This window comes from Nonomuraea sp. NBC_00507, from assembly GCF_036013525.1.
Classification (GTDB): domain Bacteria; phylum Actinomycetota; class Actinomycetes; order Streptosporangiales; family Streptosporangiaceae; genus Nonomuraea.
In genome coordinates this window covers 9,131,585-9,158,337 of record NZ_CP107853.1, presented here as the reverse complement: position 1 = coordinate 9,158,337, position 26,753 = coordinate 9,131,585, and the positions used below count along the sequence as shown (strand labels likewise).

General features: G+C 70.6%; 24 protein-coding genes and 1 pseudogene. 20 read left to right on the top strand and 5 right to left on the bottom strand.

The window, feature by feature from the left end; translation table 11 throughout:
- Positions 1–9 precede the first annotated feature (9 nt).
- The 7 genes from OHA25_RS44115 (at position 10) to OHA25_RS44085 (ending at position 7,758) form a co-directional block, all read left to right on the top strand.
- A complete protein-coding gene (locus tag OHA25_RS44115; RefSeq protein WP_327582863.1) occupies positions 10–795 on the top strand; it encodes an acetoacetate decarboxylase family protein in 786 nt (261 codons plus the stop codon).
- Positions 795–2,267, top strand: a complete 1,473-nt coding sequence (locus tag OHA25_RS44110; protein ID WP_327582862.1) for an aldehyde dehydrogenase — start codon at positions 795–797, stop codon at positions 2,265–2,267. The genes OHA25_RS44115 and OHA25_RS44110 overlap by 1 nt, the downstream gene beginning before the upstream one ends.
- Complete coding sequence (locus tag OHA25_RS44105) at positions 2,260–3,171, top strand: 3,4-dihydroxyphenylacetate 2,3-dioxygenase (protein ID WP_327582861.1); 912 nt, start codon at positions 2,260–2,262, stop codon at positions 3,169–3,171. The genes OHA25_RS44110 and OHA25_RS44105 overlap by 8 nt, the downstream gene beginning before the upstream one ends.
- Complete coding sequence (locus OHA25_RS44100; protein WP_327582860.1) at positions 3,164–4,009, top strand: fumarylacetoacetate hydrolase family protein; 846 nt, start codon at positions 3,164–3,166, stop codon at positions 4,007–4,009. Before OHA25_RS44105 ends, OHA25_RS44100 begins: the two co-directional genes overlap by 8 nt.
- Before the next feature lie 100 nt (positions 4,010–4,109).
- Complete coding sequence (locus tag OHA25_RS44095) at positions 4,110–5,558, top strand: APC family permease (protein WP_327582859.1); 1,449 nt, start codon at positions 4,110–4,112, stop codon at positions 5,556–5,558.
- Positions 5,555–7,048, top strand: a complete 1,494-nt coding sequence (locus OHA25_RS44090; RefSeq protein ID WP_327582858.1) for an aldehyde dehydrogenase — start codon at positions 5,555–5,557, stop codon at positions 7,046–7,048. The genes OHA25_RS44095 and OHA25_RS44090 overlap by 4 nt, the downstream gene beginning before the upstream one ends.
- On the top strand, positions 7,045–7,758 hold the full coding sequence (locus tag OHA25_RS44085) for a gamma-glutamyl-gamma-aminobutyrate hydrolase family protein (protein WP_327582857.1): 714 nt from the start codon (positions 7,045–7,047) through the stop codon (positions 7,756–7,758). Before OHA25_RS44090 ends, OHA25_RS44085 begins: the two co-directional genes overlap by 4 nt.
- Before the next feature lie 3 nt (positions 7,759–7,761).
- On the opposite strand, the gene OHA25_RS44080 is transcribed toward OHA25_RS44085, so the two are convergent.
- Positions 7,762–8,346 (bottom strand): MarR family winged helix-turn-helix transcriptional regulator, encoded by a 585-nt coding sequence (locus OHA25_RS44080; RefSeq protein ID WP_327582856.1) that lies wholly within the window; start codon positions 8,344–8,346, stop codon positions 7,762–7,764.
- Positions 8,347–8,460: 114 nt separating this feature from the next.
- Between OHA25_RS44080 and OHA25_RS44075 the strand changes: the two are divergent.
- Positions 8,461–9,468: pseudogene (locus tag OHA25_RS44075) on the top strand (amidohydrolase family protein).
- A gap of 32 nt (positions 9,469–9,500) precedes the next feature.
- On the opposite strand, the gene OHA25_RS44070 reads toward OHA25_RS44075, so the two are convergent.
- The 3 genes from OHA25_RS44070 to OHA25_RS44060 all read right to left on the bottom strand — a co-directional run bounded on the left by OHA25_RS44070 (position 9,501) and on the right by OHA25_RS44060 (position 14,236).
- Positions 9,501–11,441 (bottom strand): oxidoreductase, encoded by a 1,941-nt coding sequence (locus OHA25_RS44070; RefSeq protein ID WP_327582855.1) that lies wholly within the window; start codon positions 11,439–11,441, stop codon positions 9,501–9,503.
- Positions 11,442–11,462: 21 nt separating this feature from the next.
- On the bottom strand, positions 11,463–12,887 hold the full coding sequence (locus tag OHA25_RS44065) for an alpha/beta hydrolase domain-containing protein (protein ID WP_327582854.1): 1,425 nt from the start codon (positions 12,885–12,887) through the stop codon (positions 11,463–11,465).
- A 137-nt stretch (positions 12,888–13,024) separates the two neighbouring features.
- Positions 13,025–14,236 carry an MFS transporter gene (locus OHA25_RS44060; RefSeq protein ID WP_327582853.1) on the bottom strand — a complete coding sequence of 404 codons (1,212 nt, stop codon included), beginning with the start codon at positions 14,234–14,236 and terminating at the stop codon, positions 13,025–13,027.
- Positions 14,237–14,452: 216 nt separating this feature from the next.
- Here OHA25_RS44060 and OHA25_RS44055 point away from each other — a divergent pair, with 216 nt between their 5' ends.
- Positions 14,453–15,769: a ferredoxin reductase family protein gene (locus OHA25_RS44055; protein ID WP_327582852.1), complete on the top strand. Its 1,317-nt coding sequence runs from the start codon at positions 14,453–14,455 to the stop codon at positions 15,767–15,769.
- A gap of 143 nt (positions 15,770–15,912) precedes the next feature.
- On the opposite strand, the gene OHA25_RS44050 is transcribed toward OHA25_RS44055, so the two are convergent.
- A complete protein-coding gene (locus OHA25_RS44050) occupies positions 15,913–16,761 on the bottom strand; it encodes a tryptophan 2,3-dioxygenase family protein (protein ID WP_327582851.1) in 849 nt (282 codons plus the stop codon).
- 363 nt (positions 16,762–17,124) lie between these two features.
- Between OHA25_RS44050 and OHA25_RS44045 the strand changes: the two genes are divergently transcribed.
- From OHA25_RS44045 to OHA25_RS43995, 11 genes are read left to right on the top strand one after another with little or no spacing between them, the layout of a single operon-like run.
- Positions 17,125–17,637 (top strand): flavin reductase family protein, encoded by a 513-nt coding sequence (locus OHA25_RS44045; RefSeq protein WP_327582850.1) that lies wholly within the window; start codon positions 17,125–17,127, stop codon positions 17,635–17,637.
- Positions 17,638–17,697: 60 nt separating this feature from the next.
- On the top strand, positions 17,698–18,084 hold the full coding sequence (locus tag OHA25_RS44040; RefSeq protein ID WP_327582849.1) for an ABC transporter ATP-binding protein: 387 nt from the start codon (positions 17,698–17,700) through the stop codon (positions 18,082–18,084).
- Positions 18,085–18,130: 46 nt separating this feature from the next.
- Positions 18,131–19,750, top strand: a complete 1,620-nt coding sequence (locus OHA25_RS44035) for a TIGR04028 family ABC transporter substrate-binding protein (RefSeq protein WP_327582848.1) — start codon at positions 18,131–18,133, stop codon at positions 19,748–19,750.
- Complete coding sequence (locus tag OHA25_RS44030) at positions 19,747–20,676, top strand: ABC transporter permease (protein WP_327582847.1); 930 nt, start codon at positions 19,747–19,749, stop codon at positions 20,674–20,676. The genes OHA25_RS44035 and OHA25_RS44030 overlap by 4 nt, the downstream gene beginning before the upstream one ends.
- Positions 20,673–21,461: an ABC transporter permease gene (locus OHA25_RS44025; protein ID WP_327582846.1), complete on the top strand. Its 789-nt coding sequence runs from the start codon at positions 20,673–20,675 to the stop codon at positions 21,459–21,461. Before OHA25_RS44030 ends, OHA25_RS44025 begins: the two co-directional genes overlap by 4 nt.
- On the top strand, positions 21,458–23,005 hold the full coding sequence (locus OHA25_RS44020; protein ID WP_327582845.1) for an ABC transporter ATP-binding protein: 1,548 nt from the start codon (positions 21,458–21,460) through the stop codon (positions 23,003–23,005). The genes OHA25_RS44025 and OHA25_RS44020 overlap by 4 nt, the downstream gene beginning before the upstream one ends.
- Entirely contained in the window at positions 23,002–24,006 is a 1,005-nt protein-coding gene (locus tag OHA25_RS44015) for a putative FMN-dependent luciferase-like monooxygenase (RefSeq protein WP_327582844.1), read from the top strand. Before OHA25_RS44020 ends, OHA25_RS44015 begins: the two co-directional genes overlap by 4 nt.
- Positions 24,003–24,593: a CMD domain protein gene (locus OHA25_RS44010; protein ID WP_327582843.1), complete on the top strand. Its 591-nt coding sequence runs from the start codon at positions 24,003–24,005 to the stop codon at positions 24,591–24,593. Before OHA25_RS44015 ends, OHA25_RS44010 begins: the two co-directional genes overlap by 4 nt.
- The gene (locus OHA25_RS44005) at positions 24,590–25,159 is read left to right on the top strand and encodes an alkylhydroperoxidase domain protein (RefSeq protein ID WP_327582842.1); all 570 of its coding nucleotides are present in this window, start codon (positions 24,590–24,592) and stop codon (positions 25,157–25,159) included. Before OHA25_RS44010 ends, OHA25_RS44005 begins: the two co-directional genes overlap by 4 nt.
- Positions 25,156–25,803 carry a VOC family protein gene (locus OHA25_RS44000; protein ID WP_327582841.1) on the top strand — a complete coding sequence of 216 codons (648 nt, stop codon included), beginning with the start codon at positions 25,156–25,158 and terminating at the stop codon, positions 25,801–25,803. Before OHA25_RS44005 ends, OHA25_RS44000 begins: the two co-directional genes overlap by 4 nt.
- Before the next feature lie 16 nt (positions 25,804–25,819).
- The gene (locus tag OHA25_RS43995; RefSeq protein WP_327582840.1) at positions 25,820–26,353 is read left to right on the top strand and encodes an OsmC family protein; all 534 of its coding nucleotides are present in this window, start codon (positions 25,820–25,822) and stop codon (positions 26,351–26,353) included.
- Positions 26,354–26,753: the final 400 nt, after the last annotated feature.

Sequence of the window (26,753 nt, the reverse complement as noted above, 5' to 3'; positions counted from 1 at the left end):
AGGAAACGCATGACCTTCTGGTATCCGCACACGGCCACCGGCCGGTCCTCCTTGATCCCCGCACCGCCGTGGCGCTACTCCGGCGACCTGCTCACCGTCGAGTACCGCACGGACCCGGCCCGGGTCCGGGAGCTGCTGCCCGAGCCGCTGGAGCTCGCCCCCGAAGACCCCGGCGCGGTCGCGCTCATCTGGGCCGACTGGCAATCCTGCTCGGCCTCGGGGGAGGAACTGCTCGACCCGGTACGCGCCCAGTACAAGGAGGCGTTTGCGGTCGTGCGCTGCTCCTACCGGGGGCGTACGTACTCCCGCTGCGTCTACATCTGGGTGGACAAGGATTTCGCCATCGCCCGCGGCATCCATCAGGGCTATCCCAAGAAGCTCGGCTCCATCCACCTGACCCGCCCCCACCCGTACGGACCCGCGCCGCGGATCGAACCGGGCGCCCGTTTCGGCGCGACGCTCGCCGCCGCCGACCGGAGGCTCGCGCAGGCCGTGGTGACGCTGCGCGAGCCCGCGGAGAGCAACGGGTTCGTCAACGGCCACCCGATGGCGCACCACCGCCGGCTGCCCTCCGTCGAGAAAGGCGGCGGGCTCGCGCTCGACGAGCTCATCGCGTCCGGCGCGGCCTCCTTCGAAGGCGGGACGCCCTGGCGAGGTGAGGCCGGCCTGGAGCTGTTCGAGGCGCCTACCGAGGAACTGGCCCGGTTGGAGATCCACGAGCCGATCGGCGCCTACTACCGCCAGGTCGGCGTCGTGTGGGACGGCGGCACGGTACTCGAAGGAAAGGAACGCTGATGACCGCGCACACCGCGACCGTCGCCGGGATCGCCGTCGACACCCGGCACTGGATCGGCGGCGCCCGCGTCGCCTCCGCCACGACCTTCACCGACGAGTCGCCCATCGACGGCCGCGTCCTCGCCGAGATCTCCCGCGGCGGGCAGGCCGAGGCCGAAGCGGCCGTCGCCGCGGCGGAGGCCGCCTTCCCCGCCTGGGCGGCCACGCCGCCCGCCGAGCGCGCCCGCCTCCTGCGCGCGATCGCCGACGGCGTGGACAAGCGCCTGGAAGACCTCGCGATCGTCGAGACCACGGACAACGGCGCGCTGCTGCGCTCGCACCGGCGCGGCGTGATGCCGCGGGTCGCGCACAACTTCCGCTTCTTCGCCGACTGGCTGGAACGCCTCGGGCACGAGGACTTCGACACCCGCGGCCACACCAACCACGTCTCCTGGGACCCGGCGGGCCCGTGCGTCCTGATCACGCCGTGGAACGCGCCGCTGATGCTGTCCACCTGGAAGGTGGCCCCCGCGCTGGCCGCCGGGAACACCGTGGTGCTCAAGCCCGCCGAGTGGTCGCCGCTCACCGCCTCGCTGCTGGCCGACATCGCCTCCGAGGCCGGGCTGCCGGCAGGAGTGCTCAACGTCGTCCAGGGATACGGCGCGGAGGCAGGCGCCGCCCTGGTGGCCCATCCGGGCGTCCGTCGTATCAGCTTCACCGGCTCGGTGCCCACCGCCAAGCACATCGCCCGAGCCGCCGCCGCCAACCTCGTCCCCACCAGCTTCGAGCTGGGCGGGAAGTCGCCGCTGCTGGTCTTCGCCGACGCCGACCTCGACCTGGCGGTGGACCTGGCGGTCGAGCAGTACGACAACGCCGGGCAAGTGTGCCTGGCCGCGACCCGGCTGCTCGTCGAGTCCTCGATCGCCGAGGAGTTCACCCGCCGCTTCACCGCCAAGGCGGCGGAACTGCGCCAGGGCGACCCGCGGGACGAGGCCACCGACATCGGGCCCAACATCCACGCCCGCCAGCTCGACAAGATCGACGGCTTCGTGCGGCGGGCGCTGGCCGCGGGAGCGCGAGCCGTCATCGGCGGCGGCCCGAACACCGGCCTCGGCGGCCTGTACTACCGGCCGACGCTGCTCACCGATGTGGCCCAGGACAGCGAGATCGTCCGGGAGGAGGTGTTCGGCCCGGTGCTGACCCTGCAGACCTTCGACACCGAGGAGGAAGCGGTCCGGCTGGCCAACGACACCCGCTTCGGCCTGGCCGCCACCGTCGCCACGGGTGACCGCGCCCGCGCCGACCGGGTCACCGCCCGGCTCGTCGCCGGGACGGTCTGGGTGAACTGCTTCTTCGTCCGCGACCTGCAGGCGCCCTTCGGCGGTTCCCGCGAGTCCGGCGTCGGCCGCGAGGGCGGCACCTGGAGCTTCGACTTCTACTGCGACCTGAAGAACACCGTCACCGCGCCGAAGGGATGGAACGGCCATGGGTGAGATCGTCGGGGCGGGCCTGCTGGCGCACGTCCCCACCATCGTGCTGCCCGAAGAGGAACGCAGGGAGCTGAACGAGGGCAAGGAGATCACCCTCGTCACCGGCCTGCGCGAGCTGCGCCGGGAGGTCTTCGAGACCCTCGACTACGACACCGTCGTGGTGCTGGACTCGCACTGGGCCACCACCGTGGAGTTCGTGGTCACCGCGCACGACCGCCGCGCAGGGCTGTTCACCTCCGAGGAACTGCCGCGCGGCATGTGCCGGATGCCGTACGACTTCCCGGGCGACCCCGAGCTCGCCCACAACGTGGCCTCCTTCGCCGACAAGCACGGCACTTGGATCACCCCGATCGATGACACGTACCTGCCGATCTACTACGCCACCATCAACCTGTGGAAGTTCCTCGGCGAGGGCCTGCCGGACAAGCGGTGGGTCACGATCGGGGTGTGCCAGACCGGCGACATGGAGGACCACCTGCGCCTGGGCCGCGCCCTGGCGGATGGCATCGCCGCCACCCCCGGCCGCAAGGTGCTGCTCATCGCCTCCGGCGCGCTGTCGCACACCTTCTGGCCGCTGCGCGAGCTGCGCGACCACGAGGCCAGCGACCCGCGCCACATCTTCACCCCGGAGGCGCGCGCGGCTGATGAGCAGCGCATCGCCTGGTTCAAGCAGGGGCGCCACGACCGGGTCCTGGAGACGATGCCGGAGTTCTGGCGGTTCAAGCCGGAGGCCCGCTTCTCCCACTACCTCATGATGTCCGGCGCTCTCGGGGAGGCGGCCTGCACCGCGCCCGCCCGCCAGTACGGGGAGTACGAGAACTCCGTCGGCACCGGCCAGGTCCACCTCTGGTTCGACCGCCCCGCCGGCGGCTGGACCGTCCCCCGACAGGAGCACGCCCATGCCTGAGTACCGCCGGATCCTGCTCAACGGCGCCGTCGTCGAGACGGTTCGCGAGGGGGACGAGCTCATGGCCGGCGACGGCCGCCGTGTGAAGCTCGACGACGCGGTCCATCTGTCGCCGGTCGCCCCCTCGAAGATCATCGCGGTGCACCTCAACCACCGCAGCCGGGTCGAGGAATTCCAGATCAAGCTGTCGGCCACGCCGACGTACTTCCACAAACCCACCTCCTCGCTCAACTCCCACCGGGGCGACGTCGTGCGGCCCGAGGGCTGCAAGTGGCTCAACTACGAGGGCGAGGTGGCCATTGTCATCGGCCGGACCTGCCGCAACGTCTCCCCGGCGGAGGCAGGCGAGTACATCGCCGGTTACACCGTCGCCAACGACTTCGGCCTGCACGACTTCCGTGACACCGACGCCGGCTCCATGCTGCGGGTCAAGGGCTCCGACACCCTCTGCCCGCTCGGTCCGGGCCTGGTCACGGACTGGGACTTCCACGGCAAGCACCTGCGCACGTACGTCAACGGCGAGCTCGCCCAGGACGGCTCCACCGACGAGATGACGTGGGACATGCACTACCTGGTCGCCGACATCGCCCGCACCATCACCCTCTACCCGGGCGACGTGCTGCTGTCCGGCACGCCCGCCAACTCCCGTCCCGTCCAGCCGGGCGACCTGGTGGAGGTCGAGGTGGAGGGCCTGGGACGGCTCGCCAACCGCGTTGTCACCGGCCCGGCTCCCATCCGCACCGACGTCGGCGCGCAGCCCACCGAATCGGAGGAGGTCCTCTCCACCGCCCTCGGCGGCGACTGGGAGCTCCGCGGTATCCGCCCACCGCGACGCTGACCCTCTTGCCAGACGACGACTCACGCTTCATGATGAGGCGCAACTCGTTTGAGTACAAACGAAACCCCCCTTTTTCTCTCTGCACCGGCAGGTGACTTCAGTGGACTCTTCAACGACGGCCGCGAGCAGCGTGGCCCAGGACCCACCCGCAGCGGGCAGGCTCAAGCCCAACGCGCTCGGCGTGCTCGGCATCTTGTTCTTCGTCCTCTCCGCGCAGGCCCCGCTGACCGGCATCGCCGGTGCTTTGCCCATCGCCGTGGCGCTGGGCAACGGCCCCGCCGCTCCCGCCGCGTACCTCGGAGCGGGACTGATCATCCTGCTGTTCTCGGTCGGCTTCGTGGCCATGGGCCGGCACGTCGTCGGCGCCGGGGCCTTCTACGTCTACATCGGCAAAGGACTCGGCCGGACGGCGGGCACCGCCAGCGCCGCGGTCGCGCTGTTCGCCTACTGCACCATCCAGGCCGCCATGTACGGCCTGTACGGCGCCATCGTCTCCGGCCTCGTCGCCCAGTACACCGGCATGAACGCCCCCTGGTGGGTCTGGTCCCTGGTCACGATCGCCGTGGTGCAGGCGCTCGGGCAGGCCGGCATCGAGATCGGCGCCAGGGTGCTGGCGGTGCTGGTGCTCGCGGAGTTCAGCATCCTGCTCGCCTTCGCCTTGGTCAGCTTGGTCAAGGGAGGCGGTGCTGAAGGGCTCGGCGTCGTCGAGACGTTCTCGCCGGCCGCCGTCCTCGCGGGCGCGCCGGGCGTGGCGCTGATGTTCGCCGTGGCGTCGCTGTTCGGCTTCGAGGCCACCGCCATCTACGGCGAGGAGGCGCGCGACGCCAAGCGCACCGTTCCGAGGGCCACCTACCTGGCGGTGGCCGTGGTCAGCGCCTTCTTCGTGCTCACCTCCTGGATGCTGATCAGTTCGTACGGGCCCTCGAAGGCGGTCGAGGCGGCCGGCAAGGCCCTGGAGTCCGGCGACTCGGCCGGTTTCGTCTTCGCCCCCGTGGTGGCGGCTTTCGGCGGCTGGGCCGGTGAGGTGTTGCCGATTCTCCTGGCCACGTCGCTGTTCGCGGGCCTGCTCGCCTTCCACAACTCCGCCAACCGCTACCTGTATTCGCTCGGCCGCGAAGCGGTGCTCCCGCGCAGGCTCGGCTCGCTCAACCGGCGCCACTCGCCGTCCGTGGCGGGCTGGGTGCAGACCACGATCGCGGTGCTCCTCGTCCTGCCGTTCGCCGCCGCCGGGCAGGATCCGGTGCTCACCCTCTTCTCCTGGTTCAGCGGCGTGGCGGTGCTCGCCATGATGGTGATGTACCTGCTCACCTCCGTCTCGGTGGTGGCGTTCTTCCGGCGGGAACGGCTGGACCCGCGGCCGTGGAACACGCTGGTCGCACCGGTCCTGGGGGCGCTCGGCATCGCGGCCGCCATCTGGCTCATCCTCGCCAACTTCCCCACCCTCATCGGCGGCTCGGCGACCACGGCGGTGTGGCTGGCCTGCGCTCTGCCGGTCGTCTTCCTCCTCGGGTTGCTGGCCGCCAGACGCGTACGAAAGGAAGCTCATTGATCCCCGATGTCGGGCGCGAGGACTGGGCCGCTCGCGCCGAGCGACTGACCCTGACCTCCCACCACCACATCGACGGCGCCGACGAGCCCGGCGGGGGCGCGACCTTCAAGGTCGTGTCCCCCCGGGACGGGCGGATCCTGGGCGAGGTCGCCGACGCCGGGCAGGCCGAGGTGGACCGCGCCGTCGCCGCCGCGCGCCACGCCTTCGACCACGGCCCGTGGCCTCGCCTGGCACCGGCCGACCGCGGCCGCGCACTGCTCCGCCTGGCCGACCTGATGGAGGAGCGGCGCGCGGACCTGGCGCTGACCATCAGCCTGGAGATGGGCAAACCCATCAAGGACGCCTACGAGATCGAGCTGCGCGCCGCCATCTCCACCTTCCGCTGGTACGGCCAGCTCGCCGGCAAGCTCACCGACGAATCCCCGCACACCGCGCCCGACGCCCTGGCGCTGGTCACCCGCGAGCCCGCCGGTGTGGTGGGCGCGGTCGTGCCGTGGAACTTCCCCCTCACGATCGCGTCGTGGAAGGTCGCCCCCGCGTTGGCGGCCGGCTGCACGGTGGTGCTCAAGCCCTCGGAGCTGTCACCCCTGTCGGCGCTCATGCTGGCCCGGCTGGCGAGCGAGGCGGGGTTGCCGGCGGGCGTGCTCAACGTCGTGGCCGGAGACGGCCCCGTCGCCGGGCGGGCTCTCGGCCTGCACCCGGACGTGGACGTCCTGGCCTTCACCGGCTCCACCACCGTCGGCCGCCACTTCCTGCACTACGCCGCCGACTCCAACCTCAAGCGGGTCTGGCTGGAGCTGGGCGGCAAATCCCCGAACATCATCCTGCCCGATGCCCCCGACCTGGACCGGGCGGCCGCCACCGCGGCCTGGGGCATCTTCTTCAACCAGGGCGAGATGTGCACCGCGCCGTCGCGCCTGCTGGTCCATTCCTCCATCGCCGAGCGCATCACCGAGGCCGTCGTCGAACACGCCCGCGCGCTACGCGTCGGCGACCCGCTCGACCCCGCCACCGAGATGGGCGCCCTGGTCGGCCAGGCCCACCTGGACAAGGTGCTCGGCCACGTCAGGACCGGAGCCGACGAGGGCGCGAGGCTGCGTACCGGCGGATCACGCATCTTGACCGGCACCGGCGGCAGCTACCTGGAGCCCACCGTGTTCGACCGGGTCACCCCCGGCATGCGACTGGCCCGCGAGGAGATCTTCGGGCCTGTCCTGTCCGTGCTGACCTTTGACGATGTGGAGGAGGCGGTCGAGCTCGCCAACGCCACCGACTACGGCCTGGCGGCGGGTCTGTGGACCGCCGACCTGTCCACCGCCCACAAGGTGTCCCGCGCCCTGCGCGCCGGAACGGTCTGGGTGAACTGCTACGAGGAGGGCGACCTGACCGTGCCGTTCGGCGGCATGAAGCAGTCGGGCAACGGGCGGGACAAATCAGCCCACGCCTTGGAGAAGTACACCGAGCTCAAGACCACCTGGATCCAGCTGTGAGACCGCTGATCGCCATTCCCGCCCGCTTCTCCGCATCGGCCTCGGCGCTGCGCCACCGCGCGGAGGTGAGCGCCCGCGCGCTGGTCGAGGCCGTATGGCGCGCAGGAGGCGAACCCGTCTCACTGCACCCGCACGCCCCCGCAGGCGTCGCCGATCCGGTGGAGGTCGCCGGCCGCCTGGCCCGCTTCGACGCCATCCTGCTGCCCGGCGGCGGGGACCTGGCCCCGCACCGGTACGGCGACCTTGTCGCGCACGAGAGCGTCTATGACGTGGACGACGAGCAGGACGGCTTCGACCTGGAGGTGGCCCGCCAGGCCCTGGCCGCCGGTGTGCCGGTCCTGGCCGTCTGCCGTGGCCTCCATGTGGTCAACACGGTGCTGGGCGGGACCCTGGAGCAGGATATGGGCGGTGCGGGCGTGGAGCACCGCCACGTGCTGCACCCCGTCGCGGTGTTGCCGGGATCGCTCCTGGAGGGGACGACCGGAGCGCAGAAGGTGAACGCGTCTTGCTACCACCACCAGCGCGTATCGCGGGTCGGCGAAGGGCTGGCCGTCACGGCCGAGGCGGCCGACGGGACGATCGAAGCGCTCGAAGCCCCTGGCCTGGCCTCTTGGTTCGTCGCCGTGCAGTGGCATCCCGAGGACAACGCGCACGAGGAGAGCGCCCAGCAGTCGATCTTCGACGCCTTTGTCGGTGCGGCCCGATCCTGACCGTCATCCCTTCTCAGCCTGCTGGCGGCGGCGTCCGCTGCGCCGGGGAGCCGGCTCGGCGCCGTCGAGCAGCGCGATCCTGCGCTCCTCACCCTGCTCCTCCACCTGCAGCACGACCTGGCGCAGCCCATTGGCCAGGGCCCGGCAGGCGTCGTCGTCGAGCCGGGCGGTGACGAAGCTCTCCTCGGCGTTGAAGTCGGGGAAGACACGCCGCATGAGTTCCTCGCCCGCGTCGGTGAGGCTGAGCAGCAGCAGCCTGCCGTCGGAGGGATGCTCGGCGCGCTTGACCAGGCCCCGCGACTCCAGCGTACGGATGACCCCGGTCAGCGTGCCCTTGGAGATGCCGGCCTCCTCGGCCACGTGACGGCTCTCCGACTCGCCCCAGATCCAGATCACCCAGAGCACCACGAACGCGGTCCAGGTCAGGTCGCTGCTCCTCAGGACCGCGTTCTCCAGATGCTGGCGGACCGCGGCGGCGGCTCGGTAGATGTTGGCCACCACCGCCATGCGCTCGTGGCTGATCGGCGTGCCGCCGAGCTTCGCCTCGACCAGCTTCTCCGCCTCGGTGATGGACCGTTGCCCGGGCACGCGGCCCTCCCTACGCCATGAAAACGAAAGTCGTTCGGATCCAAAGTATACGTGCAGGGTTCCCGGTGGAGAGCCTAAATCGCCATCCTGGCGAACGGCAGGTTGAAGGGCCTCATGCCGGGCCGCGTCCGTCCGGCGCCTCATCGGGCGGCGTACGGAGGTCTCTCGGCCGGTGTGGAGCCGCGGATGCTCCGCGAGACGCTCGCCGCCTACCGGCCGCTCCAAGGCGTGGACCCGCGCCGGCTACGGGTCGCGGGCGTCAAGATCTTCGCCGACGGCATCCCGACCGCGGCCAAGACCGCCTGGTTGCACGAGCCCTACCTCGACGGCAGCAACGGGAGCCTGGTCATCGCCGGCTCCACTGTGCAGGAGCAGGTGGCGAACCTGCACGAGCTCATCGCCATCGCGCACGCCAAGGGGTTCCAGGTCGGTACGCACGCCACCGGGGACGCCACCATCGACGCGGTTGTCGCGGGATACCTGAAGGCGATGGGACGGCGTGGCGGGGACGCGCGCCACTACGTCATCCACGGTGACCTCACCCCCGAGGCGACGCTGCGGACGATGGCCGGGCGCGGCATCGGCGTGAACATGAACGCGACGATCAAGTAGCTGCTGAACCGCACGCTCGATCCCGTCCTCGGCGCCGCCCGCACCGACTACCAGTGGCCCTATCGCACCGCGCTCGACCTCGGCGTCAACGTGACCAGCGCCTCGGACGCGCCGGTGACGTTCCCGACCTGGCTGCAGGGCGTCCAGAGCGCGGTGCTGCGCGAGGGGCGCTTCGGCGGCGTGGCGGGCGAGGCGGAGCGCATCACGGTCCGCGAGGCGCTGGCGACGTACACGCGCACGCCCGCCTGGCAGGACCATGCGGACCGCTGGAAGGGCACGCTCGACGTCGGCAAGGCCGCCGACATCTGCGTGGTCGGCGGCGACGTCCTGGGCGTCGACCCGCACGAGCTGATCAACCTGCCCATCGACGCGACCGTGCTGGGTGGGGAGGTGGTGTACCGGCGCGAGGCATCCGCCGCCGCGTCCACCAGAGCCGCCTCACGATGGCACGCCCGCGGCACCGCCTGCCTGGAGGGCGGGAACTGCTGCTGCCGGATAGCGCACGCCTAGGGACGCGGTTCAGCTCGAGAGCCGTGAAGGGATCACGAGCTGAGGGCCTCGGCGATGGAGCGGGCCGCCTCCTCCGCCGACAGGAAGCACCGATGGATCGAGCCGCCGCTGCCGCCGGCGTCTCCGACGGCGTACACGCCGAGCGGGGGGCGCCGGGCCTGGCAGGCGGCGAGCAGGTCGGTTCGCGGGGTGACGCCGTGGGAGACCAGCAGCGGACCGGAGGCCGGCAGCCATTTCTCGCGGCCATCGGTGCGGATCAGCAGCCGGTCCGGTTCGATCGCCAGGATCGTGGACTCGAGCAGGATGCGTACGCTCGCGTTGCCGGTCAGCCGTGACACCGTGAGCATCTTGGCGCGACGACCCACGCCGGGCGCGAGAGACGGCTGCGGGCCGATCAACAGCACGTGTGATCCATGGGCGGCGAGATGGTCGGCGACGGCCACGCCTTCGCGGTCGGCGCCCCAGACGACGCAACTGCCGGGTGTGTCCTGACCGAGGGCGAGCCAGTCCCGGATATCGATCACGTGGGGCAGCCGTATGCCGGGGATCTCGGGCCGGTGGCCGGTGCCTCCGGTGGCCAGCACGACGGCGTCCGGGGCATACCGTGCGAGCTCCTCCTCGGTGACGAGGATGCCGGTGCGGACCGGGACGCCGAGCCGGGTCAGCTCGGCGGCGCACCACTGCAGGATGCCGTGATATTCCGGGAATGCGCGGAGGCGGGAGGCGAGAGCGAACTGCCCGCCGACCTGGTGCCCGCGCTCCAGCACCTGCACGCGGTGGCCGTGCTCGGCCAGGCGTCGCGCCGTCTCCAGACCGGCCGGGCCGGCGCCGATCACCAGCAACGACGCCTTGACGGCGGGGGCGCTCGGCATCCCGAGATACTCCAGGCCGGCTTCGGGGTTGACCGAGCAGGGGATGGGCTCGCCGGTGCCGAGCTGGTCGATGCAGGAGTTGCAGGCGATGCACGGCCGGTAGGGCTCGTTCGCGAGGGCCCGGCGCGGGAAGTCGGGGTCGGCGTGGAGCGTGCGGGCGAGGGAGACGAAGTCGGCCTTGCCGCCGGCCACGATGGCCTCGGCGGTCGCGGGGGTGCTGATCCGGCCGGCGACGCCGACCGGGAGTCCCAACGTGCGGTAGCGCTCGGCGTGGGGAGCGAGCAGGCCGCGCTCCCACTCGCCGGGCTGGACGATCCACTGCCCGGCCTCGTAGCAGCCGGCCGAGACGTCGAGGAAGTCCAGCAGGTCCAGGCGGGCGCGGGAGATCAGCTCGAAGGTGCGCTCGGCGGTCAGGCCGCCGTCGAACCCCTCGTGGGCGGACAGCCGCAGGCCAACGGCCAGGTCATGACCCGCCTGCTTGCGGACCGCCTCGACGACCAGGTTGAGGAAGCGGACGGGGTCGGCGAACTCGTCGGTACGCAGGTTGAAGGCGGGGGACAGAAACTGGTGCACCAGGTAGCCGTGCGCCCCGTGGAGGGAGATCACGTCCACGCCCGCCTCACGGCACCGCCGGGCCGCCTGGCCATACGCCTCGACGAGGTCGTACACCTCCTCGGCGGCCAATTCCCGAGGCATCTCGCCGCCGGCCGGACCACACGGGACAGGGGACGGGGCGACCGGCTGATAGCCGTTGACGGCGGCCTGGGCGGTGCGGCCGCCGTGGTTCAGCTCCACACCGAGCAGGGCGCCGGCGGCGCGGACGGCGATGGCCAGCCGGGCGATGCCGGGGATGCGCGCGTCGTCGTCGACCCCCATCTGCCGCAGCCTGCCCCTGCCGTCCGCTCGGACGTAGCTCGCCTCGGTGAACACCAGGGCCGCGCCGCCACGGGCCCGCCGGACCAGGTACTCGACGTAGCGGTCGGTGACGGTGCCGTCGATCTGGCAATAGTTGCGTTCCATCGGTGCCGCGACGAACCGGTTGCGCAGGCGCAGGCGCCCGATCGTCAAGGGAGAGCCGGCGGCCGATGCGCTCCCGGTCATGGTCGTCCTTTCGGCACGTGGTCACCGCCCCACGCGTGAGCGTTCGGCGTCGCGGATGGTGCGGTCGGCGTCCCGCCTGGTGATGAAGCCGTCGCGGAGGTTCCGCTCGGTGACCTGGCGCACCTTGGCCACGTAGTCGCGGTGGCTCGGATACAGCTCGCCGAGGGTGGTCTCGTCGAAGGGGATCCAGGTTCCGCCCTGGCGGCAGGCGCTGGCGGTGGCGTCGGTCAGGCCGAGGTTCCAGCCGGTGTTGCGTTCGGTCGGCGCGTCGACGGCCGCGAGCCTGATACCGCCGCGGACGATCTGGTAGGCGTCCCTGCTCACGGTGGCCGGGCTGGTGGTGACGTCGGTGATCTCCAGCTTGGGGGCCGCGGGCGGCCGCCGGTTCTCCCGCGCCCAGCGTACGGAGTGGTCGAACATCGCGTTCAGCACGTACTCGTACGGGACGTTGCTGCGCGCTGGGGACACGCATGGTGCGGTGGGCCCGGCCAGCAGGCCGGACACGCCGGCGTCCCGGCGCCGGATCGGGTTGTTGACCAGGTAGGCGTGCCGGTCGGAATGCGAGGCGCCGGCGATCTCCCAGTACGTGTAGCGGTCGCTGTCGGGCTGGCGGCGGGCGGCCTGGTTGGCGAGCACGTCGTACTCACTGGCCGTTTTGAAGACCTTCGTGGTCAGGTCGGTGCGGATCTGGGTGCCGCCGTCCACGACGGTGATCACGTCGTAGGCGGGCGCGAGCGGGTGCACCGAGTTGGCGTAGACCGCCAGCCTCGAGGCCGATTGGGACTGGCCCGTCGCGATCAGCGTCCTGACCTTCAGGTTGCCGAGGGGACGCGCGCCCCGTGGCTCGCTCAAGGCCTTGGCGGCCTGGCTGAAGACGTCGAAGGCGAGGCCGTCGTCGGTGACGGTGCCGCCGGCGGTCAGGTCGAGGCTGCCGTAGCGGGCCGGGTTCCACGCCTTCAGGCCTGTGGGGGAGTGGACGCCGTTGCGCTGGGCGCTCACGCCCACCCACGCGTACCCCTCGTCCAGGATGTGGCGGAACGAGCGGGACCACATGACCTCGTAGTCGAAGTTGTTGGTCACGTTGTACCACTCGACGATGGCCGTGCCGTTGAACTTCGCTGGTGAGATCGGCCGGCGGACCACGATGCGGGTCCTGTAGGGGTGACCACTGTCGACCACCGTGCCGGTGGCCTGGTCGGGTGTGGTGTAGCGGCTGGCCGTGCCGTCGATGAAGTACTCCTCCTCGATATACCCGGCCTTGCCGAGATCCTGGTCGGTGGCGAAGAAGGGGTGGTCGCGGGGCTGGCCGGTGGACGGGATCGGGCCGGTCACGGTGGGAATGGCGGCAGGTTCGCCGACGTGGGCATTCGCGGGGAGGGCGGGTGTGATGATCAGCGCGGGGACTAACGCACCGGTCAGGGCGACGATCGACAGTTTGCTGCGCATGTGCACCTCGAGGCCAGGTCCGCTAGGTGGACCGTATGATCCGCTGAGAGGTTTTGAGCGTAACCAGCGCGGCGAACCCAGACAAGCCCTTGTCTTCACGGCGGTGTCCGGGCATGGCTCACCTGCCCACGAGTGGTTCAGGGAGCGTCGTCAGCGTGTACGGCTGCTGCCGCGGCGGAACGGCGGCGTGTGTCGACCGCAGGTGCCAGGAAGGCGACGGAGGCGACGAAGGCGAGCACCACCAGCATGGCTGAGCGCAGGCCCCACTGCTCGCCGAGGAAGCCGAGCCCGGGAGGGCCCACGAGGAAGGCGACATAGCCGATCACGGCCACCAGGCTGACACGGGCGGTCTGATCCGGTCCCGATTCTCCCGCGGCCGACAGCGCGACGGGGAAGCCCAATGACGCGCCGAGTCCCCAGAACAGAACGGCCGCTCCGGCCAGCACGGCGTTGTCCGAGAAGATCACCAGGATCAGGCCCAGCGCCCCCGAGACGGCGCTGGCCCGCACGACGGTGGTCCGGCCGAAGCGGTCGAGAAAGAACGTGCCGCCGAAGCGGCCGATGGTCATGGCGGCGGCGAACCCGGTGAAGACCAGGGATCCGGACGCGGCGTCCAGGCCGTGTCCGTCCACCATGAGCAGCGGCAGCCAATCGTTGGCGGATCCCTCCGCCAGGGCCATCGCCAGCACGATCACACCGATCAGGAGGAGTTTGCGGTCCTTCCAGACTCTCGGCCGTGGGTGCTCGGCGCCGGTGCCGGCATCGTCTGCCGCGAGGACTCCGGTGCCTGCGGGGATGGAGCGGATGGCGTAGCAGAAGATCGCGGCCGCGATCAGGGTGACCGCTGCCAGATGCCAGTGCACCGGGAGGCGGGCGGCCGTGGCGGCGATGCCCGCGCAGGCGCCGATGACGGTGCCCAGGCTCCAGCAGCCGTGCAGGGTGGGCAGCGTCGTCGTGTCACTGATCCGTTCGACGTCGGCGCCGTCGACGTTGACCGCGACGTCACCTGCCCCCATGCCCGCGCCGAACCCGCAGAGCCCCGCCATGACCAGCGGCGCGGACGAGAGGAGAGTGCCGGCGCTGATGACGGCCATGCTCACGATGACCAGCGCGGTTCCCACGCCGATGACGGGCCTGGTCCCGTAACGGGAGACGAGACGTCCGGAGCACAGAATCCCGATCATGGAGCCGAGCGACAGGCCGAACAGCACCCAGCCCATCTGGCCGGTGGACGCCTCCAGCCGGTCGCGGATGTCCGGGGTGCGGGTCACCCACGACGCCATCGCGATTCCTGGAAGGAAGAAGAACAGGAACAGCGCTTGCCGGCGCCGGCGCGTGGCGAGGTCCATGTAGACAGGTCTCCGTGGGAGTTCGGATGTCCGGGCAGTTCTGGAGTCCGCGCGATAGGGGAGCGGCGCCCCTCCAGCCGGTCCGCTGGGGAATCGGTGGATCCCGGGGTTCGTGAGGATTTGTATCGCCTTTAAGGCTTACGGGGCGTTGGCCATGTGAGCAAAGGGTAGGCCCCTGGCCATACGGTCGTGCCGGGCAGGGGGGAGTCCGTTGCGATGTCGCTCGCTGTCCGGGGAGTTTTCTGGACCGGAACGTACGTGGCCGTGGCCGTCGCCCCTCTGGTCTTCGCGCTGCTTGGCGACAGTCCGCCCGGGCGCGGGTTCCTCATCGACTTCTCGGTGGCCCTGGGCTTCGTCGGGCTGTCGATGATGGGACTGCAGTTCGCCCTCGTCGCGCGTTTCCAATCCGCTAACGCGCCATTCGGCGAAGACGCGGTGGTGCAATTCCACCGGCAAATATCGTACGTCGCGACCCTCTTCATTCTGGCTCATCCGGCGCTGCTGCTGGTCCAGGACATCAGCCTGATCGCACTGTTCAATTCGGTGACGGCGCCCTGGCGGGCGCGCTTCGCGGTCATCTCCACCGTCTGCGTGCTGGCCATCATGCTCACCTCCGTCTGGAGGCGGCAGTTCCGCCTGCGCTACGAGGTGTGGCATGGCCTGCACCTGCTGTTGTCCATCGCGTCCGTGCTGTTCGCTCTCACGCACATCGAACTGGTCGGCTACTACGTCGATACGCCGTGGAAGCAGGTGCTGTGGGTGGTCATGACGGCTGCCTTCGTCAGCCTGATCGTTTGGGTGCGCCTCGTCCGCCCGCTTCGCCGCCTCCTACGGCCATGGGAAGTCGAGAGTGTCACCGCCGGGCGAGGCGCCACCACGACGATCACGTTGCGTCCCATCGGGCACGAGGGCTTCAGATTCGAGCCTGGACAGTTCGGGTGGATCACGGTGGGACGCTCTCCCCTCGCCCTCACCCAGCACCCCTTCTCGTTCTCCTCAAGCGCGGAGGCCGACGGCAGGGTGCAGATGAGCATCAAGGCAATCGGCGACTTCACCAACAGCGTGGCGGGACTGCGACCCGGCACCCGGGCCTATGTAGATGGCCCCTACGGCGTCTTCACCCCTGACCGTAACGAGGGGCCGGGCTTCGTACTGATCGCCGGCGGGATCGGCATCGGCCCGATGATGAGCATGCTCCGCACCTTTGCCGACCGCGATGACCAGCGGCCCTGCCGGCTGTTCTATGCCGGCCGCACACTCGAGGACACCCCATTTCTCGAAGAGATCCAGCAGCTGCGACAACGGCTCAACCTCACCCTGGTGCACGTTCTGGAAGACCCGCCGCAGGGCTGGACGGGTGAACGGGGTCGCATCGACCAGGCCTTGCTCCACCGGCACCTCCCCGAACGCCACGTGCGGATGCAGTTCTTCATCTGTGGGCCGCCACCCATGCTCGATGCCATGGAATCCACCCTTGCCGAACTCGGCGTACCGGCGGCGCACATCCACACCGAACGATTCGTCTTCGTCTGATCGGGAGCACGCCGATGCGTCACGTCTACACCACACGCGCGGTCATCCTCATCGGCATCCTGCTCATCGCCGCCTCAGCGGCCTTCGCGGTGGCGAAGAACGTGTAGCGCATCGGCTCCTGAGAGCTCGGCGGATGCGTGGGATCAGACGCGGCTGCGCGCCGTCCACAGTTCGGGGAACACGTACTTCACGGCCCGCTTCTCCAGCCAGGCCACGCCCGCAGAGCCTCCGGTTCCGGTCTTGGCGCCCATCGCGCGCCGGGTCGCCACGAGGTGGTCGTTGCGCCACCGCCACACCAGCTCGCCGACGTCCGTCAGCGCCTCGCCGAGCCGTGCCAGGTCGGCGTCCCGATCGGCGGAGTAGATCTCCGCCCACACATCCTCGACCTCCGCCGAGGGTTCGTACCGCTGCGACAGATCACGTTCCAGGACGGCCCGCGGTACGGCGTGACCGCGCCGCGCGAGGAACCCCAGCACCTCGTCGTACAGGCTCGGCTGGTGCAGCGCCTTCTCCAGCTCCGCATGGACGCGCGGCGCACCTCGGTGCGGCACCAGCATGGACGACGACTTCTCGCCGAGCAGGAACTCCATCCGCCGGTACATCGCCGACTGGAAGCCCGAGCCTTCGCCGAGCGCGGCTCGGTAGGCGTTGAACTCGGTGGGGGTGAGCTGCGCCAGCGGCCGCCAGGAGGCGTTCAGCGCCTCGAGCTCGCGCACGCTGCGCTTGAGCGCGTCCATCGCGACCGGCAGGCGGTCCTCGCGCAGCGCTTGGCCGGCGGTCTCCCACTCATGGACGATCACGGTGAACCACAACTCCATGACCTGGGTGGTGACCAGGAACACCATCTCTCCGGGGTCGTCGGAGAGGGGGTGCTGGAGGTGGGTGAGGACGTCCGCGCGGACGTAGTCCTCATAGGGGGTCGTGCCCGCGAAGTCGAGGTTCGGGGACTCCGAACCGACACCGGCTTCTCGGGACTGGGGGCGATGCGACATCGCTGTCTCCTCGAGGAGTGACACCGGGTAGCGGTCCGCTCCCTTCCTCTCGGCACTGGAGCCCCGGTCCCCTCGGGCCCGCCCGTCTCGGTACGGCGTCGAGCCCACCAGGCATGATGCGGGATTGTGTCCCGATATGGCAAGTGCGCTCGCCAGCGCGCAGTGTCGTTGATCACGGACCCGTAGCCGCCGAATCCCACCCTCTCGCTCCCGGCGTGGCCGACGTCGTCCACGCCCGTCATCCGTTTCCGCGTCCGGCCGGCCGCCGAGGCGCCGCGTGAGCATGCCTACCCCCGTGAGGAACTCTCTCGTGATCATTTCATCAGTGACATCCGGCCACCCCGACAGGACGGGGGCGCTCGCATGACCGACACTCTCCCTGACCGCGCCGTCGCGGCCGATCAGTTCCGGCAGGCGCTCGCCGTCCATGCCAGCGGCGTCGTGGTCATCACCGCACAGCACGACGGCATTCCCGTCGGACTCACCGCCACGTCCTTCTCCTCGGTCAGCCTCGAACCGCCCCTGGTGTCCTTCTATGTGGATCGCTCCTCGACCACCTGGCCGCGGCTCGGCGCCGCCGACCACTTCGCGGTCAACATCCTGGCCAGCGACCAGGCCGAACTGGCGGCCCGCTTCGCCCGCAAGAGCATCGACCGGTTCGCCGCCCCCACCCTCTGGCGGCCGGGGCCGCTGGGCGCCCCACTGCTGCAGGACGTCTCCGCGCACCTGATCTGCCTGCCCTATGAGAGGACCGAGGTCGGCGACCACCTCCTGGTAGTCGGCCTGGTGGCCGAGGTGGACGTGCACCGCCCCGGCCGCCCGCTCCTCTACCACCAGGGCCGCTTCGGCCGCTTCCTGGCCCACCCCGACTCCTGACCCCCGGAGGACCCGTGTTCATCACCACGCAGCCGGCGGTCTACGCGACGCCTGCCGACCATGCCGCCTACGGCCACTATGGCCCGGGCCGCCCGGCATCCCCGTGAGCTGTCCGGCGGCCAGCGCCAGCGCGTCGCCATCGCCCGCGCCCTCGGCCCCCGCCCCGACGTGCTCGTCTGCGACGAACCCGTCTCCGCGCTCGACGTCTCCATCCAGGCCCAGGTGCTCGACCTGCTCGCCGACATCCAGGCCGAGTACGGCACCGCGATGGTGTTCATCTCCCACGACCTGGGTGTCGTTCATCACATCGCCGACCGCGTGCTGGTCGTGAAGGACGGCCGGGTCGTGGAGAAGGGCGACGTCGACGACGTGTTCACGCGGCCCCGCCACCCCTACACGCAAGCGTTGGTCGCCGCCGTGCTCGTCAATTCTCCACTATTTAGGTAGGTTATGCTGGCTATAACGCCAGACGTTCATGAAAGGCAGTACCCCCATGGCTCCATCCAGACCACTGTTCGCCGCCGTCATGCTCACCACCGTGGGCCTTCTCGGCGCCTGTGGCGGCGGGGGCGCGACCGGAACGACGCAAGGAGACGGCAAGCCGGTCTACGGCGGCACGCTGACCTACCTGGAACATCAGCCCCCGACCTGCCTCTACCTGCCGGCCGCCGGCTTCTATCCCAACGGCGGCATCCTCAACCAGATCACCGACAAGCTGACCTGGCAGAACCCTGAGACGCTGAAGATCGAGCCATGGATCGCCACCAAGTGGGAGGTCAATGCCAACGCCACCGAATACACCTTCCACCTGCGCGATGGCGTGACCTTCAGCGACGGAAGCCCGCTCGACGCCTCCGCCGTGGCGGCCAACTTCGACGTGTACGGCCTCGGGAACCCCAAGCTGAAGCTGCCTGTCGCGGAGTTCGTCAACAACTACGAGCGCAGCGAGATCATCGACACCAAGACCGTGAGGTTCCACTTCAAGAAGTCCTCGCCCGGCTTCCTCCAGGGCACCTCCGTGATCGGCGCCGGACTGGTGTCCAAGAAGTCGATCTCCCTGCCGTACGAGCAGCAGTGCCAGCTCAAGAACGTCATCGGCTCGGGCCCCTTCACCGTGAAGAGCCAGGTCGTCGACAAGGAGGTGGACCTGGTCGCGCGCAAGGACTACAACTGGGCGCCGCCGTCGTCGAAACACCAGGGCCGGGCCTACCTGGACGAAATCAAGATCATCGTCACGCCGGAGGACAACGTACGCGTCGGCGCCCTGACCTCCGGCCAGGCCGACATGGTGCGCTACGTCCAGGCGTACGACGAGAAGACGGTCAAGGACGCGGGCTTCCAGATCTACGCCGAGCCCACCCGCGGCGTGAACAACGGCCTCTACCTGCGCCCCACCAACAGCATCCTGAAGGACCCCGACGTCCGCAGGGCGCTGCAGGCGGGCACGAACGCCACGGAGGTCGTCGACACCCTGTTCACCGAGAGCTACCCGGTCGCGACCTCCGTGCTCAGCCACCTCGCCCAGGGCTACGTGGACCTGTCGAAGGAGCTCGCCTACGACCCGGCCAAGGCCAACGCCCTGCTGGACAAGGCGGGCTGGAGCCGGGGCGCCGACGGCGTGCGCGTCAAGGACGGCAGGAGGCTGGAGCTCGGCGTGTTCGTCTCCGGCCCGCAGCCCCTGTCGAAGCAGACGCTCGAGCTCGTTGCCCAGCAGTGGGCCAAGCTCGGCGTGAAGCTGGACATCCGCCCCGCCGACGCCGGCACGCAGGCCGTGGACATCAAGAACGCCGAGAAGACCGGCATCCAGCACGGCATGGTCGGCCGCGCCGACCAGGACGTGATCAAGAGCCACTTCCACAGCCAGAACCGCGACGTCATCCTCCACGACGACGCGAAGCTGGACCGGATCCTGGAGGAGGAGTCCGCCGAGCCCGATGTGACCAAGCGCAACGCCAAGGTCGCTGAGATCCAGCGGTACGTGATCGAGCAGGGCTACGCGATCCCGCTGTTCGAGGAGCCCCAGGTGTACGGCGCCGCGCCCCATGTCCAGGGCGTGGCCTTCGAGGCGGTCGCCCGGCCGTGGTTCTACTCGGTGTGGAAGTCGCAGCAGTGACGAGATATCTGCTGTCGAGGACCGGGCAGGCGGCGCTCGTGTTGTGGGCCGCTTTCACGGCGAGCTACGTGCTCCTGCAGTTGCTGCCCGGCGACTCGATCCTGATCAAGTTTCAGAACCCCGAGCTCGGCCTGTCACCGCAACAGATCGCCGAGATCCGCACCTACTATGGCACGGGCTCGCCGATCTTCGAGTACGTCCAGACCCTGCTCGGCTTCCTGACCGGCCGCTTCGGCTACTCGATCGACACCGGCACCCCGGTGATCGAGCGGCTGGCCGAGGCGCTGCCCGAGACGGTCCGGCTGGCCTCGGCCGCGTTCCTGGTGGCGGTGCTGATCGCCGTGGTGATCGCGTTCGCGGCGAGCTACAGCAGGACCTCGTGGCTGCGGGGCGCGCTGCTGTCGGTGCCGTCGTTGTTCATCTCGGTGCCCGCGTTCTGGCTGGGCATCCTGCTGATCCAGGTCTTCTCGTTCCGGCTGAAGCTGGTGCCGGTGATCGGTGGCAGTGACGTGCAGCAATTGATCTTGCCGGTGCTGACGCTGGCCGTGCCGATCTCGGCACCGATCGCGCAGGTGCTCGCCCGGAGCATCGACCAGGTCTACGCGCAGCCGTTCGTGCCCGTGATCGCGGCCAAGGGCGCGACGCGCTGGTGGATCCTCTGGCGGCACGTGGCCCGCAACGCCGTGCTCCCCACGCTGACCGTGGCCGGGCTGATGCTCGGCGAGCTGATCGCGGGCTCCGTCGTCACCGAGACCGTCTTCGGCCGGGCCGGCGTCGGCAGGCTCACCGAGCAGGCCGTCAACGCGCAGGACACGCCCGTGATGCTGGCCGTCGTGGTGCTCGCCGCAGCCGTGTTCGTGCTGGTCAACCTCGTCGTGGACGTGCTGTTCCCAATCCTCGACCCCCGGCTGAAGGCGGCGCTGTGAAGGGCGGGCTCATTCTCGCCTGGGCGATGATCGGCCTCGTGCTGTTCTGGGCGATCGTGCCCGGCCTGTTCTCCGGCTACGATCCCATCGCGGGCGTGCCCGCCGACAAGCTCCAGGCGCCGAGCGCGCAGCACCTGTTCGGCACCGACGCCGTCGGGCGCGACGTGTTCGCCCGCGTGGTGCACGGGTCCGTGCACTCGCTGTCGGGGGCACTCGTGGCCGTCTCGGTGGGCCTGCTGCTCGGTACCCTGTCCGGCCTGCTCGCCGGCTCGGTGGGCGGCGTGGTCGACGCGGCGGTCATGCGGGTCGTGGACGTCATGCTGTCCGTGCCCGGCCTGCTCCTGGCCCTGACCGTGATCATCCTGCTCGGTCCCGGCACGGTCAACGTGGCCATCGCGGTGGGCATCGGCTCGGTGGCGGCCTTCGCCCGGCTGGCCCGCGCCGAGGTGGTACGCGTCCGGCGCGCCGACTACGTGGAGGCCGCGTTCGGCAGCGGCGGCAGGTTCCCGGCGGTGTTGTGGCGGCACGTGCTGCCGAACTCGCTCGGCCCCGTCATCGCGCTCGCCGCCCTGCAGTTCGGCGCGGCCATCCTCGCCATCTCGACGCTCGGCTTCCTCGGCTACGGCGCCGAGCCGCCCACCCCGGAATGGGGGCTGCTCATCTCCGAGGGACGCAACTACCTGGCCACCTCGTGGTGGCTGACCACGCTGCCCGGCGCGGTTGTGGTCGCGGTGGTGCTGGCCGCCGGCCGCATCAGCCGCTCGAGCGGAAAGGAGCGGGCATGAGCTTGCTGGACATTCGCGACCTGGCGGTCTCCTACGACGGCAGGCGCGCGGTGGACGGCGTCTCCTTCGCGATCGAGCCGGGGGAGGTCCTGGCCGTCGTCGGCGAGTCGGGCTCCGGCAAGTCCACCACGGCACACGCGATCATCGGCTTGCTGCCCGGCAACGCCACCTTGGACGCAGGCCGCATCCTGTTCGGCGAGGCCGACCTCGTCGGCTGGTCCGCGCGCCGCCTGCGGTCGGTACGGGGCGCACAGATCGGCTTGGTCCCGCAGGACCCAGCCAACTCCCTGGACCCGGTCAAGACCGTCGGCGCCCAGATCGCGGAGGTGCTGCGCATCCACCGATACGGCGACCGCCGGACGATCCGCCGCCAAGTCCTCGACCTGCTGGCCCGCGTCGGCCTGCCCGACCCGGAGACACGGGCCCGCCAGTACCCGCACGAGCTGTCGGGCGGCATGCGCCAGCGCGTGCTCATCGCCATCGCCATCGCCCTGCGTCCCCGGCTCGTCATCGCCGACGAGCCCACCAGCGCCCTCGACGTCACTGTGCAGCGGCGCATCCTGGACCTCATCGACGACCTGCGCACCGAGTACGGCACCGCCGTGCTGCTGGTGACCCACGACCTCGGCGTCGCCGCCGGCCGCTCGGACCGCCTCGTGGTGATGAAGGACGGACGCGTCGTGGAGCAGGGAACGACCGCCGCCGTGCTGGCCGCCCCTGAGGCGGACTACACCAAGCGGCTGCTGAACGACGCGCCTGCGCTGTCGGCGCGCCCGTTCCTGGACCCGCCCGAGACGGAACCTGCGATCGTGGTCCGCGACCTGGTCAAGGAGTTCCGCGTGGGGCGGCGTCCGTTCCGGGCCGTGGACGGCGTCTCCTTCGAGGTGGCGCGCGGCGCCACACACGCGCTGGTGGGCGAGTCCGGCTCCGGCAAGACCACCACGGCCAGGATGGTGGCGCGGTTCGCCAGGCCCACCTCGGGAACGGTGACCATCGCCGGGGCGCCGGACGACCGCCGGTTCCGCCGGCACGTGCAACTCGTCTACCAGAACCCGTACGGGTCGCTCGACCCGCGCCAGTCCATCGGGGAGATCGTGGAGGAGCCGCTGCGGAACTTCACGTTCGGCGACCGAGCCGCCCGCCGCACCCGGGTCGCCGACCTGCTGGAGCGGGTGGCGCTGCCGAAGGACGTGCCGGCGCGCCGGCCGCGCGAGTTGTCCGGCGGGCAGCGGCAGCGGGTGGCCATCGCCCGCGCGCTGGCCGCGGACCCCGAGGTGATCGTGCTGGACGAGGCCGTTTCGGCCCTTGACGTCACCGTGCAGGCGCAGATCCTCGACCTGCTCGAACAGCTCCAGCGCGACCTGGGGCTCACTTACCTCTTCATCTCGCACGATCTGGCCGTGGTGCGCCAGATCTCGCACACCGTCTCCGTCATGAGCAAAGGACGCATCGTGGAAACCGGAACCACCCGGCAGGTGTTCACCGAGCCGCGGCACGACTACACCCGCGAGCTGCTGGCCGCGATCCCGGAGCGGGTGCGATGAGGCCCGCTCTTCAACTGGGCTTCTTCACCCGGCTGCTGGATGACGTGCCGCCGGGCGAGCGCTATCGCCTGGCCGCCGAGCAGATTGAGCACGCCGAGGCGTACGGGTTCGACACGGCCTGGGTAGCGCAGCATCACTTCGACGGCGACGAGGGCGGCCTGCCCGCGCCCCTGGTGTTCCTCGCCCACGTCGCGGCCAGGACCAGCCGCATCCGGCTCGGCACCGGCATCATCACGCTGCCCCTGGACCACCCGGTGCGGGTGGCCGAGGACACCGCCGTGCTGGACCAGCTGACCGGCGGCCGGCTGGAGGTGGGCGTGGGCGGCGGCGGGACGCCGTCGTCGTTCGCGCCCTTCGGGCATGACAGCGCCGACCGCGCAGCTCTCTACGCCGAGCACCTGGGGGTGCTGCGCCGCGCCTGGGCGGGGGAGGACCTCGGCGGCGGCAACCGGCTCTATCCGCCCGCGCCCCGGCTGCTGGACGCGATCTGGGAGGCGACGTTCTCGGTGCCCGGCGGCGCTCGGGCGGGCCGGTCCGGCAATGGGCTGATGTTGTCGCGCACTCAGCCGCGGCCCGCGGAGAACCCGCAGGCCGCGCTGGCCGACCTGCAGTTGCCGATCGTGGACGCGTACCGCGAGAACCTGCCGCCCGGCGTCGCGCCGCGTATCGTGGCCTCGCGGACCGCGTTCGTGGCCGACAGCCGGGCGGACGCCCTGCGTTACGCCGAGCTCGGCCTCGGTCGGGGCAGGCTGCCGTTCGAGCTGCCCGATAGCGATCTCGACCGCCGCATCGCCGCCTTCGACGTGCACCTGGGCACCCCTGACGATGTCATCGAGAGCCTCCGGGCCGACCCGACCCTCGACCGGGTCACCGACCTGGTCTTCCAAGTGCACTCGGTCGACCCGCCGCACCCGCTCACCCTCCGCTCGATCGAGCTGCTGGCGACCGAGGTCGCGCCCGCGCTCGGCTGGCTCCCCTCCACAGAAGTGAGCACGAAATGATCAACGATGTCATCGACCACCTGGCCGGGATAGCACCCGGCTCGCCGCTCCACCGGCTGCGCGCCCGGCGGCCGGGCGCCCGCGAGCACGCCCAGCGCAGCTTCGACGCGCTCTTCACCCCGGACGACGACAGCGAGGTCACGCTCGTTGAGCGGGACGCGATCGCTGCCTTCGTGGCCGGCCTGCACCAGGACGCCGAGATCGCCTCCTTCTATGCTGACCGGCTGGCCGAGCTCTCACCCGGCCTGCTGAAGGCCGTGGAGTCCGAGATCGAGGCGGGCGGCACCACCGGTCCCTACGGCGTCTACCCGGACGGCGGCCCTCTGGCGAAGGAGAGCGACGAGGGACTGCGCTACCGGGTGCGGAACCCCGGCGACCTGGGCGTGCGGCTGGCCGCCGCGTTCGAGCACGCCCACCTGCTCGTGTTCCGGCCGCGCGAGGCTCGCCGGGACGATCTCCTCACCCTGGCCCGAGCAGGCTGGAGCACCACGGCCATCGTGACGCTGTCGCAGCTCGTCGCCTTCCTCACCTTTCAGATACGCGTGGTGGCCGGGCTGCGGCTGCTGCGGAAGGGATCGGCCTCATGACCGGCTTCACCCAGGACCAGCTCGGCTGGGAGCCGTGGCTTTCGCCGCTGACGGCCGATGAGCTGACCGACGCCCACTACGAGGCCCTGGTCGACAAGGCGCGCGCCGCTTCCCCGTACTTCCTGCTGCTCGCCCGCGACCCGGACATCCTGCACGCCCGCACGAAGACCGACAACGACATCTTCTACAACGCCGACGGCGGGCTGCCGCGCGCCGAGCGCGAGCTGGCCGCCACCGCGACCTCGCGCCGCAACGGCTGCGTGTTCTGCGCGTCCGTGCACGCCCGCTTCGCCGCTCACTACGCCAAGCGCCCCGACGACGTGCAGCGCCTGCTCGACGAGGGCGTCGACGCACCGCAGGAGGCCACCTGGCGAGCCGTCATCGACGCCTCGGCGGCGATCGCCGCCACCCCGGCCGAGTTCCGTCCCGAGCACGTCGCCGCGCTCCGCGCCGCCGGGCTCGACGACCTGGCCATCAGCGACACCATCCACGCCGCCGCGTTCTTCAACTGGGCCAACCGGCTCATGCTCTCGCTCGGCGAACCCACCCCGAAGGAGGACCAGTGACCGAACCCCGTCGCGGACTCGGCGACATCAGAACTCGCCTCGACCACCTCGTCTACGCGGTGCCCGACCTCGCCGCGGGGATCGCCGAATTCGCCGAGCGCACCGGGGTCCGTCCGGTGGCCGGGGGCAGCCACCCCGGCGGCACCGCCAACTATCTCGTCCGCTTCGGCCCCACCTCCTACCTGGAGATCATCGGCCCCGACCCGGAGGCCACCGCCCGGCCCCGGGCGTTCGGCCTGGAGACCCTGACCGCGCCCCGGCTCGCCGCCTGGGCCGTTCGCCCGGAGGACATCGACAAGGCCGTGTGGCAGGCCCGCGAGCAGGGCTTCGACCCCGGCGACGTACAACCCCTTTCCCGCCGCACCCCGGCCGGCGAGCTGCTGGAGTGGCGGCTCACCCGGCGCGAGGACCCGGCGGCGGTCAGGCCGGTGCCGTTCCTCATCGACTGGGGCGACACACCTCACCCCGCCGCTTCGGACCTGCCCCTCGTGAGCCTGACCTCCCTTTCCGCCGTACACCCCGACCCGGACGAGCTGCGGCGCGACCTGGCCGCCCTCGGCGTCCGGCTCGACGTCTCACCAGGACCCGAACCGGCGCTGCGCGCCGTCATCGACACCCCGCTCGGCTCCGTGACCCTGCGCTGACCAGACGAGAAAGACCATGAGCACCCTTCGCGAGTACCTGTCACACAAGCGCGCGGCCCTGCTGGCCCGCCGGGAGTCTCCCACCGCCGGGCCGGTCCCGCTGCACGCCCATGTCACCGCCGAGGGCCGCAGTGGGATCCGGCGCGTCAGGATCAGGGACTTCCAGATCATCAGCGACAGCGGTCCCGACTTCGCCGGCTACGACCTCGGACCCACCTCACCCGAACTCCAGGCCGGCGTTCTGGGCAGCTGTGTCACGCACATCTTTCTGATCAAGGCGGCCGAGCTGGCGGTGTCCATCGATGCGCTGGAGGTGGACGTGCGCGCCGAATACGACCCCCGAGCCCAGCGACCGGGCGACCGCGGCGTCCCGGTGCACCCGCACAACTTCCGCTACGAGGTGCTGATCGACTCGCCGGCCTCCGATGAGGAGCTGGCCCACCTGCATGCCGAGGTCGAGCGGGTCTGCCCGATCCTCAATCTGATCCGCAACCCACAGCCGGTCAGTGGAACGGTGGTCCGGATCCGAGCGGGAGCACCACCGGTCTGACGGGCAAGCCCCGGCATTCCAGGCCTACCTGTTCGCCCTGGCGGCCGGGCTCGACGGCTCCGGCCGCCACGTCGCTCTGGCGCAGTCGGCCTACATCGCCGGCACGGCCCTCGCACCAGCCGTGGGAACCGCCCTCGGACCGCCCCCACCGCCTGACGTCACCAAAATGAGCACCGTAGCGTGACACGTGAGTCGTCCACGTCGTGCGCTGAGCCGGGTCGCCAAACCGCGAGCGGGTCCTGGGGATCAACAGGACAATACGCCCAGTTAAGGCAAGCTGCCGTAGTCGTCACATCCGCGGTAACGAACGACTTGACGGTGGCATCACCGCCGTCGGCGCTCAGCCCGATCATGCGACCGGTGAACCCGCCGGCCACCTCGGTGGAGGTCGCCGTGGACC

Coding starts and splice junctions, on each gene's coding strand:
- OHA25_RS44115 (WP_327582863.1), top strand. CDS start 10: ATGACCTTCTGGTATCCGCACACGGCCACCGGCCGGTCCTCCTTGATC.
- OHA25_RS44110 (WP_327582862.1), top strand. CDS start 795: ATGACCGCGCACACCGCGACCGTCGCCGGGATCGCCGTCGACACCCGG.
- OHA25_RS44105 (WP_327582861.1), top strand. CDS start 2,260: ATGGGTGAGATCGTCGGGGCGGGCCTGCTGGCGCACGTCCCCACCATC.
- OHA25_RS44100 (WP_327582860.1), top strand. CDS start 3,164: ATGCCTGAGTACCGCCGGATCCTGCTCAACGGCGCCGTCGTCGAGACG.
- OHA25_RS44070 (WP_327582855.1), bottom strand. CDS start 11,441: ATGACCGGGAGCGCATCGGCCGCCGGCTCTCCCTTGACGATCGGGCGC.
- OHA25_RS44065 (WP_327582854.1), bottom strand. CDS start 12,887: ATGCGCAGCAAACTGTCGATCGTCGCCCTGACCGGTGCGTTAGTCCCC.
- OHA25_RS44060 (WP_327582853.1), bottom strand. CDS start 14,236: ATGGACCTCGCCACGCGCCGGCGCCGGCAAGCGCTGTTCCTGTTCTTC.
- OHA25_RS44055 (WP_327582852.1), top strand. CDS start 14,453: ATGTCGCTCGCTGTCCGGGGAGTTTTCTGGACCGGAACGTACGTGGCC.
- OHA25_RS44050 (WP_327582851.1), bottom strand. CDS start 16,761: ATGTCGCATCGCCCCCAGTCCCGAGAAGCCGGTGTCGGTTCGGAGTCC.
- OHA25_RS44045 (WP_327582850.1), top strand. CDS start 17,125: ATGACCGACACTCTCCCTGACCGCGCCGTCGCGGCCGATCAGTTCCGG.
- OHA25_RS44040 (WP_327582849.1), top strand. CDS start 17,698: ATGCCGCCTACGGCCACTATGGCCCGGGCCGCCCGGCATCCCCGTGAG.
- OHA25_RS44035 (WP_327582848.1), top strand. CDS start 18,131: ATGGCTCCATCCAGACCACTGTTCGCCGCCGTCATGCTCACCACCGTG.
- OHA25_RS44020 (WP_327582845.1), top strand. CDS start 21,458: ATGAGCTTGCTGGACATTCGCGACCTGGCGGTCTCCTACGACGGCAGG.
- OHA25_RS44015 (WP_327582844.1), top strand. CDS start 23,002: ATGAGGCCCGCTCTTCAACTGGGCTTCTTCACCCGGCTGCTGGATGAC.
- OHA25_RS44010 (WP_327582843.1), top strand. CDS start 24,003: ATGATCAACGATGTCATCGACCACCTGGCCGGGATAGCACCCGGCTCG.
- OHA25_RS44005 (WP_327582842.1), top strand. CDS start 24,590: ATGACCGGCTTCACCCAGGACCAGCTCGGCTGGGAGCCGTGGCTTTCG.
- OHA25_RS43995 (WP_327582840.1), top strand. CDS start 25,820: ATGAGCACCCTTCGCGAGTACCTGTCACACAAGCGCGCGGCCCTGCTG.